A 13991-nucleotide genomic window follows, 5' to 3' on the forward strand; every position below is an offset into this window, starting at 1 on the left:
AAAAGAAAATTTTCTACAGAAGGATTAATTTGATCAAAAACATTAGTGATTATGTCTATAAAAATTTCTTAAATAGCCATAGTTTTTATCTTATCATAACATTTTTGATGTTGGAAATTTATCTTTTCCCCCTCTATTTTTTCGGACAGGATTGTCAAATAAAAAGTTTTGATAATCTTGATATTGTTTTTCCAGTTTTAAAAACATTGGTTTCGAGTGGGTTGATTTTTGCCCCATCAGATACAATTGTCCCTAATATGATGGGGGGATTACCACGTCTTGTGTATGGGACAGAATTTAATGTTTATCTTTGGCTTTTTTACTTCTTTCCCCCTTTTATTGCCTATACGATTAATGAAACTCTAATTCATTTTAGTGCGTTTGCGAGCATGTGGATACTATTAAACCGTTATTTCGTTCCCCAACATCATCATTACCGATTGTTGATTATTTATGGTGCATCCATTATGTTTGCATTGGCACCTTTTTACACAGGAGCAGGATTAAGTGTCCCTTCGATACCGTTAGCCCTTTTTGTATTTTTAAATATACGCAATAATATTCAGCGCTGGTATGATTGGCTTTTTATTGTTCTTATACCCTTTTATAGTAGCTTGGTACTAGCCTATTTTTTCGTTCTTTTGTTGGCGAGTTGGGTATGGGTATACGATATTATTCGCAACCGTTCTATTAATTGGTATTATTTCGGAGCATTAGCACTAATGTCGCTTATGTTTGTATTGGTCGAATATCGTCTTTTTTACGATACCTTTTTTCAGCATCTTTTTATCTCCCATCGAACAGAATTTGCAATGTTTCAGGTAAATACTCTTTTTGAAACATATCGTAGTGCGCATCTGACGTTTCTTAACGGTACAATCGATATGGATACACGAGCATCTGCCGCTATCTTCCCTTTTGTAGTACTAGTTTTAGTATCAATGTTTATAAACAATAGGTTCTCATGGTATCTTTCATCGGTTATTATTGTTTCTTTTTTAGCTTGGATCTTTATTCCTAGATATGTTGAAGTGATTACTGGAAATCGTTATGTGATTCCCACGCTTTTAATACTCATTTTGGGTGCTATGGTATTTAAGCGACAGTATCGTACATTTGCAGCTACAGTTCTAATATTATTGATTTCAGCATTTTGGCATGGCTTTTGGTTCTATGAGGGGACGGGTAAACTTGCCCAAACTGTACATATTTTACGGGAGTTTAATTTTGCTCGTATGGCATTACTTCAGATGGTGGTTTGGGTAATAGCAGCAGCGCTTGGTTTTGTGATTATTAGCCGTAAAATTCGTTTTGCTCCTGTGTTGATTATGGGCGTAGTATTGTTTCACTCCTATGTTATGTTTAATATCCGACCCTTTAAAGCATCAAATTCTCCATTTACCTATCGAGCCTATTTTGCTGAGGATGTATTTACTAAAATTAAAAGGTATATTGATAAAGACCCCTCAACATATCGAGTAGGAAGTATCGGTTTCGAACCGGCTATTAGCATTTATAATGGACTGTATACCATTGATGGGTATATTACGAGTTATCCATTAGAATATAAACACCGTTTTTATGAGATTACAGAAAAAACGCTCTCTATGGACAAAGGTAATCGTGAGCTTTTTTTAGGGTGGGGGAGTAAATGTTATCTCTTTGATGGTGGAGAATCGAGTTTGTATTTCCGACCCGATGCCACCGTAAAAAAACTATCGCTCAATTTTGAAGCGTATAAAGCAATAGGGGGAGATTATCTCCTCTCTACGCACCGAATCGAAGAGTCACAAATGAAAAATTTAGTTTTTTTAGAGCAATTTAGTGGCAATGATACGTTTTGGAAATTTTATCTGTATCGGGTTGATGTAACCAAGCAATGAAAGATTTAGTAGAGCGAAAACGTTTTTGGTTTTTTATTAGTAGTATTACACTAACGCTCTATCTATTACCTTTGATACTGTATGGTGAGAGCAACTATATCCGCATCCACGATAATCTTGATATTACTGTCCCTATGTTAAATATTTTAGCTCATAGTGGAAAAATTTTTAGTGGTTCGATGGAGATTATCCCCAATATGATGGGGGGATTACCACGACTGGTCTATGGGAGTGAGTTTAATTATCTCCTTTGGTTGTTTTTCTTTTTTAAACCGTTTACAGCGTTGATTATTAATGAGATAATGATTCATATTGTGGCCTATGTAAGTATGATGGTATTGTTATCTCACCTATTGCGTAACGAAACGGTTGAGTATAAAACTATCGCTATTCACGGTGCATCTCTACTCTTTGCATTGACCCCATTTTTTACCACTACGGGATTGGGGGTTGCACTGCTCCCTTTTACCCTCTATTTTCTTTTGGTCATTCGATTAGATAAAGATCGATGGTTTCATTGGATTGGTTTGGGAGTTATCCCTTTTTTTAGTAATTTTGTACTGATTTATCTCTTTTTCTTAGTAACAGTGACACTGTTTTTTTCCATTCAAATGGTAATAAAAAAAGAGTTGAATCGAAAACTTTTGGGTGCTATCGGCATGATGGTAGTGCTATTTTTAGCGATTGAAACCCGTTTAGTGGTTGAGATGTTTGTTAATCATGGATTTATTTCCCATCGGAGTGAGTTTATCCGAAAAGCGGTTGATTTATGGGGTGCTTATAGCGGGGGGCAAAATGCATTTTTACACGGTCAAATCCATTCGATCAATCTCCAATTTTTGTATCTATTACCCCTTCTTCATGTAGCAATTATCCTGATGCTACTCAAAAATGAGTTATCTGTAAGGAGCTCTTGGGTCGCGATAGCCTTTTTTTCCCTTACGTTGTTTAGTGGTGTGTGGGAGACGGTGCTGATGTCGCAATATTATCTGATAAGCATGGTGGGATTCGTGATTATATCATTCCTCTATTTGAAACAATCTCGACTTTTTTTAGGACTTTTGGCATTTATTTTATGGAGCTCACTCTGGTATGGATTTTGGTATTATAAGGGGTGGATTGAGTTTTCACATGGGATAGCTCTACTGAACATGTTCGATTTTTCCCGTTTTGTTCTACTGTTGACACCGATATGGTATCTACTGTTTGCCCTTTCCTCTATTATAGTGCTAAAAAAAATACGATATGGGATTGTGATTGTAGCGTTAGTATCGCTGTTACAGCTCAACTATGCATTTGAATCGGCACAATTTTATAATAACCCTACCGGCTTAAACTATCAAAAATTTTACGATGAAAGAATGATGGGTGAGATAAAAGAGTACATCGGCTATCCCACGTCGAGTTATCGTGTAGCGAGTGTCGGTATTCCTCCTGCTGTCTCGCTCTATAACGATTTTTATACGCTCGATGGATATGTGGCAAATTATCCCCTCTCCTATAAACATCAGTTTGAAAAATTGGTCGAGAAAAGTTTTCCCTATTACCCAAATGGATACCATTTTATCCATAATTGGGGGAGCAAGTGTTATCTCATCGCCGGAAATTATGATTATGACGAGTACCAAAAGGGGTCAATCATAGATAATTTCCAATTTAACTCACAGCTTTTTTATCATTTGGGTGGGCGCTATCTCCTCTCAGGGTATAAGATCCGAAACAGTGCCGAAAATCACTTAATATTTCAAAAAGTATTTATCTCTCAACATGGGTATTGGAATATTTATCTTTATAAACTAGATAATATAAGCAAGTACTAATTAATAAAACATAATAATACAATTGAGGTTGCAAGTGTAACCAAAGGATTATTTAGATAGGAGGTGATTATGAAGCGTTCAGGGTTTACGATGATCGAGCTGATCTTCGTTATTGTTATTTTGGGTATTTTGGCAGCCGTTGCTATTCCACGTCTTGCGGCAACACGGGATGATGCGGCAGCAACGAAAGCATCGATGAATTTAGCGGCTTTTATCAGTGATATCGGTACATACTATACTTCAAGAGGTTCGTTGGATTTGACATCAGCGGCTACTAATGTGGATCTTGCTCAAGATGGGTGTTTTACAGCAACCGCAGTGGGCTCAACGGCGGTCTCTATCGCCTCATCGGGGACGACATTAGCGTGTACGACAGCCCATTCCATCGCGTCAAAAGCAGGGAATCTCGGGTTAAAAGATTTTGGCGGATCGAATGTGTCGTATTAATTAGGTTGGCTCAGCAATAATTAATCTAAAGTATTAAATAATACCATCAGAGTTACAAGTGTAACTACTTTAAACAATCCAAAGGAGTAAACCATGAAACGTTCAGGTTTTACTATGATCGAGTTAATCTTCGTTATCGTTATCTTAGGTATTTTGGCAGCAGTGGCTATCCCAAAACTAGCAGCAACTCGTGATGATGCAAAAGCAGCAAAAGCGGCACAAAACTTGGCAACCTATATCGCAGACGTTGGTTCATACTATACCTCAAAAGGTTCATTAGATTTGACATCAGCGGCTACCAATGTGGATCTTGGTCAAGATGCTTGTTTTGCAGCAAGTGCATCTGGAACAACAGGTATTACAGTTACATCAGGCGGTGCTAGTGCCTCTGAGCCAGGATGTCAAGCAGCTATCTCTATGGCGTCAAAAGCAGGGAATATTGGGGATAAAAACTTCGGTGGTTCAGGGGTAACTTTCTAAGTTATTCTTAACTCGTTTCCACTCTCCGGAGTGGGAATAAACCGTTATTATTGGATTGATTTTTGAGATTGCAAAGCAATCGTAAAACTCAGTGCATTAGGACAATTTATGATAAGAAGAACCGCTTTTACGATGATCGAGTTAGTATTTGTTATCGTAGTGTTGGGTATTTTAGCGGCTATTGCTGTTCCACGACTTGCTGCTACACGTGATGATGCCATGATAGCAAAAGGTAAAAGTGATGTCTCTGCTATCCGAGCTGCTATTGTAAGTGAACGCCAATCGAGACTTTTAAAAGGTGAAAGTAATTATATTTCAAAGCTAGATGGTAAAACAACTGGTGTGATTTTTGATGGTAACGATTCAACACACTCTTTATTACAGTACGGCATTACACCAGAGAGTGGAAAAGATGGAAAATGGAGCGGAAGCAATAACTCTTACACTTATCAAATATTAGGAAGCGGTGTAGCTTTTACTTATACTCCTGCAACAGGTTTATTTGATTGTGATCATACTGATTCAAATTGTGCACTGTTGGTACAATAACCGTTTTTTCACAATTGACTTATTATCAACTAGCCCTTTTGGGCTCTCCACTTGAATCTCTTACTTATCATTTCGATGTTTCTCTCACAATTGGTCTAAAGGTTTCTCTTACTCTGAGTAATCGAGAAACAGAAGGCGTTGTCCTCGCAGAAGTGGAAAAGCCTGACTTTAAAACCAATTCTATTTTAAATATTTTTTCGTTTGTTTATTCTGAATCTCAAATCAAGATAGCTCAGTTTATGGCGGAGTATTATGGATGTTCAGTTGGTGAGGCGTTAGGTCTATTTGTGCCGTTTGTAGACCCGCCCTCGTTCCCAAGCTCCAGCTTGGGAATGCAGACCAACCGTACACATTCCCAAGCTGGAGCTTGGGAACGAGAGGGGCGGGCATCCATCAATATTACTCTCTCTCCCACCCAAACTCAAGCCCTCGATTTTATCCGCTCTCACTCTGTCTCACTACTTTTCGGGGATACGGGTGCGGGAAAAAGTGAAATCTATATGCGACGTATGGATGAAAGTTTATCAGAACAAAAACGGTGCTTGTTATTGCTCCCAGAAATTTCTCTTACACCGCAAATGGAAAAACGGTTTTCGAGCCATTTTGGTGATGCGGTAGTATTATGGCACTCCAAGATGACTCCGAAGCAAAAAAAGGTGACACTGGAAAAAATCCACAATGGATCTGCTCATATTATCGTGGGTCCCCGTTCGGCACTCTTTTTACCGATAAAAGATTTGGGGCTTATTGTGGTGGACGAAGAGCACGATGAGAGTTATAAATCCTCTTCCAGACCCCGCTACCATGCGCGGGATATGGCGATTTATATGGGGACGCTTTTAAAAATTCCGGTTGTGTTGGGGAGTGCAACACCCTCACTGTCAAGTTATGCCAAATACCCCTTTTTCAGATTACGCGGGGGGTACTTCTCTTCAAAAAGAGAATTTATTTTTGAACCCTCCATCGAGACGTTAAGCCCATTTTTGGATGCAAAAATCAAATCCAACTACGATGCGGGGCATCAAGGAATCGTTTTTATCCCGACACGAGCTAATTTTAAGACGATGGTATGTGAGAGTTGCGGAACCATCATCGAGTGCCCGTTTTGCAGTGTGGGGATGAGTTTGCACCGTAATGCGCGCGCACTGAAATGTCACTACTGTAACTATACCGAAGTGCTTCCAAACCTCTGTCCGAAATGTCAAAGCAAATCGCTCACTACAACCCGTTTAGGGACAGCCGAAGCGGTGGAACATTTTACACACCATTTTTCGGATATGAAAATCCAGCAGTTTGATCGAGATGTGATTACGACCCAAAACAAACTTATCAAAGTGCTCGAAGCGTTTAATGCTAGAGAGATCGATTTGTTGGTGGGGACACAAATGCTCTCAAAAGGGCATGATTATCACGACATAGCATTAGCAGTGGTGATGGGGATTGATAATCTGTTAGCACAAAGCGATTATCGTTCACGTGAACGTGCACTCTCACTCCTCATCCAAATCGCAGGGCGGAGTGGACGAAAAAATGATTCTATCGTTATCGTCCAAAGTTGTAATGAATCATTTTTTAGACCGTTTTTAGAGGATTATGAACTCTTTTTAAAAGAGGAGCTCAAGCTTCGTGAGGGGCGGTATCCTCCCCATAAAAAACTAGCCCGTCTACTTTTCGCCCATAAAAACGGTGTAAAAGCAAAAACGGAGATGGAGAGGGCCGTGGGTGTATTGCAAACGGTTGGCTTAATCGATATTGTCGGATTCGGTGCTTCTCCTATCGAGAAAATAGCGGATAAATATCGGTTTCAGATTTTGCTCCGCAGTGATAAAGTGACCTCTTTAATCCGCGCTATTAAACATATCAAATCGCCGTTATGTGAAATCGATATGGATCCGATAGAGTTTACGTAACTTTCTTTTAACATCAAAATCGTTACAATCACCCCATGATAACACGATACCCAACCAAACAAATTTTTGTCGGAAATATCGCTATCGGCGGTGATGCCCCTATCTCGGTACAGTCGATGACCTATTCGCGTACTGCCGATATCGCCGCGACGGTCGAGCAGATTAATCGTCTCCATTTTGCCGGATGTGACATTGTCCGTGTTGCTGTCCCCGATGAAGAGGATGCGTATGCTCTCAAAGCGATTAAAGAGCAGATTTCTCTCCCCCTTGTCGCCGATATCCATTTTAACTATAAACTCGCCCTTATTGCGGCAGAGAGTGTGGATTGTATCCGATTTAATCCCGGAAATATTGGTGAAAAATCGCGTATTCGTGAGATAATCAAAGCGTGTTCTGAGCGCAATATCCCTGTCCGTATCGGTGTCAATGCGGGAAGTTTGGAAAAAGAGTTTGACCAACGCTACGGTGCCACGGCTGAGGGGATGGTCGCTTCAGCTGAGTATAACATCAAATATTTAGAAGATTTGGGATTTACCGATATCAAAGTCTCTCTCAAAGCGAGTGATGTACAGCGCACCGTCGAAGCGTATCGGATGTTACGTCCCAAAAATAACTATCCCTTTCATTTGGGTGTCACCGAAGCGGGGACGATTTTTCATGCGACGATTAAAAGTGCTATCGGGTTGGGGACACTGCTCTTAGAGGGGATAGGTGATACGATGCGCGTCTCCATCACGGGGGAACTCGAAGAGGAGATTAAAGTCGGTCGTGCGATTCTAAAAGACAGCGGGGTAGCCCGTGAGGGACCTAATATCATCTCCTGTCCGACGTGCGGACGGATTGAAGCTGATTTGGTGAGTGCGGTAAGTGTCATCGAAGAGCGGGTGAAGCATATCAAAAAACCGCTCGACCTCTCCGTAATGGGGTGTGTCGTCAATGCTATCGGAGAGGCGAAACATGCCGATGTTGCCATCGCATACGGCAAGGGTTCGGGTCTTGTCATGGTACGCGGTGAAGTGGTTGCACGGTTGGATGAAGACAAGCTGGTCGATAGATTTGTCGAAGAGGTCGAAAAAATGGCTGGAGAAGAGGATTAAGATATGGAAGAGTCTTTATACAATTTAGCGTTTGAGCGTTCGATATTAAGTTCTATCATTTTTGATCCTGCCCAGTTTGATGAGTTTGAAGCAGTTTTGAATGCTGAAGATTTTTATTTGGCTGCCCATCAAGAGATTTTTCGGGCGATGTTGAGTTTAGCTCATCGTGATCTCCCTATCGATGAAGAGTTTATCAAAAAAGAACTCAGTGCCAATCAAAAGTTTGATGAGCGGGTTTTGGTCGAGATTCTCACTGCTAATCCTATCTCCAATACCACGGCATACGTCCAAGAGATTAAAGATAAAGCGATTAAACGCCATCTATTGACCCTGACGACAGAGATTAAGCGGGTGACTCTCGAAGAGAATCTGTGTGGAAGTGATGTGGTCGATTTGGTGGAGAAAAAGCTCTATGAAATCACTCAAAATGCTCAATCAATCGATTTTAAAGATGCACCGTTGATTGCCGATGCAACGTTAGCCTATATCGAAGAGATGAAAGCGCGCGGAGATTCGGTATTGGTTGGGGTCGATACAGGGTATGCCGAACTCAATAAAATGACAACGGGATACGGCAAAGGGGATTTGGTAATCGTGGCGGCACGTCCTGCGATGGGGAAAACCTCGTTTGCTCTCAATATGGTTCAAAATCTCCTCGATAAAGGGAAAGGGGTAGCCTTTTTCTCCCTAGAGATGCCGGCAGAACAGCTGATGCTGAGATTGCTGAGTGTCCAAACTTCTATTCAGCTACAGCGTCTACGTGTAGGGGATATGAATCCGCAGGAGTATAAGCAGCTAAACGATGCGGTGGATAAGATGCGTCGCTCTAAACTTTTTGTCGATGATCACGGTTCGGTCAATATCCATCAGCTCCGTTCCAAACTCCGTAAACTCAAAAGTCGTCATCCTGAAATCGAAGTTGCCGTTATCGATTATCTCCAAATCATGAACGGGACGGGGGGAAAGGATCGTCACTTAGAGGTGAGTGAAATCTCACGAGGGTTAAAAATGCTCGCGCGTGAGCTTGAAATCCCTATTGTTGCCCTCTCTCAGCTCAACCGTGGGCTCGAATCACGTGCCGACAAACGTCCGATGCTCAGTGATATTCGTGAATCGGGTTCGATCGAGCAGGATGCCGACATCATCCTTTTTGTCTACCGTAATGATGTTTACCTCTACAAAGAGGAGAAAGAGCGGGAGAAAGAGGCGATAAATTCGGGTAAAGAGTTTATCTCTAAATACGTCGAAAAAGAGGAAGAGGAGGCCGAAATCATCATCGGTAAACAGCGTAACGGCCCGACTGGGCATGTGAAATTGATGTTCCAGAAGAAATTTACCCGTTTCGTCGATCGTCCGACATTTGGGGCGGCACAGATCGTCTATGAGACGGTCGATATGAAATCAGCCGTTATGAATCTCGATGATGAGAACGTCGGGAATATTTCGATGCCGATAATTTAGTCATTGCGAGTGCAACGAAGCAATCCATAAAATAGACTGCCACGGACAGAGTCCTCGCAGTGACGGAGGAAACGATGTCTAAACTTGAACGTGTTGATCTCTTCGACATTAAAAGTGGATCGATTTTTTTTATTTTTCTTCTGATAATCGCTTCCCTCTCCCTCTCGTATGAATATTATCAATTTACTAAATTTAAAACGTTTGATGATCCACTTGTTCGAGGTTTTGTTATTGATCAAGAGGTTCGCTTGATTTCGGATATACCGAAAACTTCTATGAAGCTTCGACTCGAAAACGGCTCAAGTGTTCGATGTGTACTTTCTCCGTATTTGCGTGATTTACGTGGACGTGAGGTGTTGCTTGAACTTCAGGTAGCTAAGGTCACTTTTTTGGATTATCTCAAAGGGTTTAGATCACGTGGTGTGATTGTCGAAGTCTATCCTGATCTGAGCCTCAAGGAGCAATGGTACCGTCGTATTGCATCGGCTCATGATGATCAACGTATGAAAGAGCTTTATGGAGCATTGTTTGTTGCAACGCCGATGTCCCAAGAGTTTCAATCCTTGGTCGGAGGCATGGGGCTTAGTGCCGTACTCTCGATTAGCGGATACCATTTTGGAATATTGAGTTTAGTAGCCTATTTTTTTCTTCGAACTCCATATCGTTGGGTACAAAATCGTTATTTTCCCTATCGACACGGGAATCGTGATTTGTTTTGGATAGTTGCGGGATTATTGTTTACGTATCTAAGTATTTTGGAGTTTAATCCGGCGATGATTCGCTCATTTGGGATGATTGTTGTGGGCTATCTCCTTTTTGATCGAGGGATAAAGATTATCTCATTTCAAACGTTATTGATAGCCATCGGTGTGCTAATCGCTTTTTTCCCAAGACTCTTTTTTTCGTTATCGTTTTGGTTCTCCTCTTTCGGTGTTCTCTCGATTTTTATTTTTATCCGCTACTATGAACACTGGAAACCTTGGCAGATTTTTTTAGCTCTCAATATTTGGTGTTATTTGGTTTTATTACCGATTTCACTGGCAATATTTGGGACATTTAGCTGGGCGCATTTGGGTTCGATTCCGATTAATCTGATTTTTAATCTCTATTATCCGAGTGTTTTAGTACTTCATTTAACGCCGTGGGGAGATCTATATGATTCGACATTGATAAAGATGTTTGAAGCAGGAGAAGTACGAAATGTAGTGATTCCGATGTGGATCGGAATAGGGAGTATCGTATTAGCCATAGGGGCGATGTGGCGTAAAGAGGCTTTTTGGGTGTTAGGTATTCTTGGTAGTGTTACGTTGGGAAGCGCGGTTTATCAGATAGCATAGTTTCATTCCGTATATGACAATAATCCATGAGACGTAAATCCATAAAAAGAAAAAAATGAGGGCAGAAAACGAGCCGTACATGGTTGCGTAGGTTTTGTTGTAGAAAACGTATTGGACAAAACTGTTTTTTGCTAATCCCCATACTATGGCTACAATAAACGAACTGATTGTAGCAGCTTTGGTGCTTACATTTGCATTAACGGCAATATGATAGATAATGAAAAAAATTCCCCACAGAAGTAAAAAAGGGAAAATAGAGAGGGCATGAAGGGCAATACCGCTAACATGTGCTACTAAATAGGCTTTTAAGCTCATTGAAGCGATTAGAACGATAGGGGTAAGGGTGATGAGGGTCCAGTAGGTAGTAATAGCATCCCAAAGGGCTCTTTTTGAAGTTTTAAAAATTTTACTGACGATGTGCTCAAAGTTTTGGAAAAAAAGGAGTGAAGAGACAATCATGGTCGAAAAACCGATAACTCCAAGTTGTACCGAATTTTGAAAAAAGGATTCAAGATAGCCTGCAACAGCAGCGGTCTGTACCGGCATCATATTTTCGAAAATAAAGATTTGGATTTTGGCGTATTGGTCTTGAAAAACCGGTACATTGGCAATAAGACTGAGGGAAATAATCAGTAATGGAACAACGGTAAAAATAGTATAAAAGCTAAGGCTCGATGCGTATACGGTGATTTCCCGATCAAAGAACATCAAGAAAATAAGGCGTATGTGACGTAAAGATGCTTTTATTTTTAAGTTCACACAAGACCCATTTTTGCTGGATTGAGAATATTGTTAGGGTCAAATGCCCGTTTGATGGATTGGAATAATGCCATCTCTTCAGGGGTAAATGCCATCGACATATAGGGTGCTTTGGCTAAACCAATACCGTGTTCGCCGCTGAGGGTACCACCCAAATCAATCGTCGCTTGGAACACTTCACGAATCGCTTCGTATCCGATTTTGACTTGCTCTGGATCTTTTCCATCGACCATAACGTTGGTATGGACGTTACCATCTCCCGTATGACCGAAGCAGGGGATATTGATATTGTATTTTTGTGCGATTGCATAAAACTTTTCGAGTAGTTCGGGAAGTGCTGAGCGGGGGACGGTAACATCTTCGTTGATTTTTTTAGAGCCATAAACAGAGAGCGATTGGCTGGCATTGCGTCGGGCAAACCATAAATCAGAGGCTTCTTGTTTATCCTGAGCTATTTTAAATTCGCTACACCCATTTTCATGAAAGACTTTTTGGATAAGTGAGAGTTGAAAATCGAGGTCTTGTTCAAGGTTTCCATCTACATCAGTAACCAAAATAGCACCAGCTTCCGTTGGTAGACCTTTGTGATAGACTTGCTCTACTGCACGGATTGTGAGATTATCCAAAAACTCCATAGCAACAGGTGTGACACCGCTTGCCATCGTTTTATAAACCGCTTTCATTGCAGTATGAACGGTTGGGAAAATACCCATTGCGGTTTTGGTCATTTTCGGTTTTGAGAGGAGTTTGAGGGTCACTTCGGTAGTAACGGCTAACGTCCCCTCAGAGGCGATTAAAATCCCCGCAATGTTATACCCTGCCACATCTTTGATGGTTCGTTTACCTGCTTTAATAATGTCACCATTAGGGAGGACTGCACGGATTGCCATGACATAATCTTTGGTAATACCGTATTTAGCGGCGCGCATTCCACCCGCATTTTCATTGACATTACCACCGATGGTAGAGTACTCTTGACTCGCAGGATCGGGCGGATAGAAAAGCCCAACTTCCTCAACTGCTTTTTGCAACTCCATATTCACAACACCCGGTTGGACGATAGCCACCATATTTTGCATATCAATTTCTAAGATTTTGTTCATATGTTTTTCAAAAGCGAGAACGATACCGCCTGATGAGGGGAGTGCCCCTCCTGTAAATCCGCTTCCTGCACCACGAGGAACAATAACGATACGATGTTCATTACAGTATTTTAATATGTCGCTGACATCTTGTTCATGGCGGGGGAACAAGACGGCATCAGGTTCAAATTTTTCACGTGTAGCATCATAGCTATACGCGATGAGGTGCGCTTTATCACTGTAAACGTTTTCGTTTCCGATTAATGTTTTAAAATATTCAAGTGCTTCTTTCGGAAACATGGTTTACTCCTTAAAATCAAAATGGCGTAATAGTGCACTTTTTTCGCCAAATTTTGCTTTGTAGAGTTCATATAATTCTTTATTTTTTGGGTTATTTAAAGCAATTTGTTCGAGATAATAAGGCTCATACGATTCGAGTTTAGAACTTCCCTCTCCCCACCACGCTGAACGTATTGTAGGGACTCGTGAATAAAAAGGGGTTTTTGATTCTTTGCCGATAGAGTTAGAAGAGAGAGTTTGAAGGAGAGAAAAGTTTTTGCAATCGAGAGTAAAGAGGGTCTCAGTAGTTTGAATATAGAGTAGCCCTACTGATCCAGCACTGCAAAAACGGTGAAAATCGGAGACAAGTGGAGTAGGATGTCCTTCATGGGAAAGGTACGTTGCGTATAAATCGGGATGAGTCCATTCGATATTGGGGATACTTTTACTCACTGCATTGTAAGTATCATCATTGGGTGCGATCAAAAGGCCGCGCCCATAATCAGAGGCTATAATCACTTCATCTTGAGCTTTTGGACTCCATTTACCATTTGGAAGGGAGTTTTGCCGAATCCCGTCATACTCTGAAAATATTATAAGGGCACGATTGGAAGGAGGTGTTGTTTGTGTTACACGTGCATTTGCAATAATAGCACTATGAGTTGTATCGAAATGACGCACGACAAAACCGCTCATACCTACTTTTAGTTCTGCTGATTCAATAGTTCCGTGATCTCCTTGTACATCCAGTAACGGTGTTGAAATCGAGGAAGCTTCAAGCGTCACTAGGGCTAGAAGTAATAAAAACCAAATGCGCATATGGGTAACCTTTATTTGAGAAAATATGGTGGATTATAGCTTATAGTCTCTTTGTAAACAGATTTTTT

Annotated in this window: 12 protein-coding genes; 9 read left to right on the top strand and 3 right to left on the bottom strand. The window is 40.9% G+C overall.

The annotated features are described in order from the left end of the window. Window positions 1–29 precede the first annotated feature (29 nt). The 9 genes from PHC76_RS01350 to PHC76_RS01390 all read left to right on the top strand — a co-directional run bounded on the left by PHC76_RS01350 (window position 30) and on the right by PHC76_RS01390 (window position 10984). Window positions 30–1883: a DUF6044 family protein gene (locus PHC76_RS01350; RefSeq protein ID WP_300209744.1), complete on the top strand. Its 1854-nt coding sequence runs from the start codon at window positions 30–32 to the stop codon at window positions 1881–1883. After that, window positions 1880–3703, top strand: a complete 1824-nt coding sequence (locus PHC76_RS01355; protein WP_299970611.1) for a DUF6044 family protein — start codon at window positions 1880–1882, stop codon at window positions 3701–3703. The genes PHC76_RS01350 and PHC76_RS01355 overlap by 4 nt, the downstream gene beginning before the upstream one ends. A 69-nt stretch (window positions 3704–3772) precedes the next feature. Continuing rightward, window positions 3773–4150, top strand: a complete 378-nt coding sequence (locus PHC76_RS14895; RefSeq protein WP_366519964.1) for a type II secretion system protein — start codon at window positions 3773–3775, stop codon at window positions 4148–4150. Window positions 4151–4243: 93 nt separating this feature from the next. Beyond that, a complete protein-coding gene (locus tag PHC76_RS01365) occupies window positions 4244–4630 on the top strand; it encodes a type II secretion system protein (RefSeq protein WP_299970614.1) in 387 nt (128 codons plus the stop codon). A 108-nt stretch (window positions 4631–4738) separates the two neighbouring features. Next, window positions 4739–5179, top strand: a complete 441-nt coding sequence (locus PHC76_RS01370) for a type II secretion system protein (RefSeq protein WP_299970617.1) — start codon at window positions 4739–4741, stop codon at window positions 5177–5179. A 14-nt stretch (window positions 5180–5193) separates the two neighbouring features. Beyond that, entirely contained in the window at window positions 5194–7089 is a 1896-nt protein-coding gene (locus PHC76_RS01375; protein ID WP_299970883.1) for a primosomal protein N', read from the top strand. 35 nt (window positions 7090–7124) lie between these two features. After that, window positions 7125–8186: a flavodoxin-dependent (E)-4-hydroxy-3-methylbut-2-enyl-diphosphate synthase gene (gene ispG / locus PHC76_RS01380; RefSeq protein ID WP_299970620.1), complete on the top strand. Its 1062-nt coding sequence runs from the start codon at window positions 7125–7127 to the stop codon at window positions 8184–8186. A 3-nt stretch (window positions 8187–8189) separates the two neighbouring features. After that, window positions 8190–9647: a replicative DNA helicase gene (locus PHC76_RS01385; protein ID WP_299970624.1), complete on the top strand. Its 1458-nt coding sequence runs from the start codon at window positions 8190–8192 to the stop codon at window positions 9645–9647. Window positions 9648–9721: 74 nt separating this feature from the next. Continuing rightward, window positions 9722–10984, top strand: a complete 1263-nt coding sequence (locus tag PHC76_RS01390) for a ComEC/Rec2 family competence protein (protein ID WP_299970627.1) — start codon at window positions 9722–9724, stop codon at window positions 10982–10984. Here the strand turns inward: PHC76_RS01390 and PHC76_RS01395 are convergent. The 3 genes from PHC76_RS01395 to PHC76_RS01405 are packed head-to-tail and all read right to left on the bottom strand — an operon-like array spanning window position 10931 to window position 13923. Continuing rightward, a complete protein-coding gene (locus tag PHC76_RS01395) occupies window positions 10931–11743 on the bottom strand; it encodes a YihY family inner membrane protein (protein ID WP_299970630.1) in 813 nt (270 codons plus the stop codon). The two genes, PHC76_RS01390 and PHC76_RS01395, sit on opposite strands and share 54 nt — an antisense overlap. Continuing rightward, the gene (locus PHC76_RS01400) at window positions 11740–13125 is read right to left on the bottom strand and encodes an FAD-linked oxidase C-terminal domain-containing protein (RefSeq protein ID WP_299970633.1); all 1386 of its coding nucleotides are present in this window, start codon (window positions 13123–13125) and stop codon (window positions 11740–11742) included. Before PHC76_RS01400 ends, PHC76_RS01395 begins: the two co-directional genes overlap by 4 nt. A gap of 3 nt (window positions 13126–13128) precedes the next feature. After that, the gene (locus PHC76_RS01405) at window positions 13129–13923 is read right to left on the bottom strand and encodes a plasminogen-binding N-terminal domain-containing protein (protein WP_299970635.1); all 795 of its coding nucleotides are present in this window, start codon (window positions 13921–13923) and stop codon (window positions 13129–13131) included. Between the last annotated feature and the right edge of the window lie 68 nt (window positions 13924–13991).

This window comes from Sulfuricurvum sp. (assembly GCF_028710345.1).
GTDB lineage: Bacteria > Campylobacterota > Campylobacteria > Campylobacterales > Sulfurimonadaceae > Sulfuricurvum.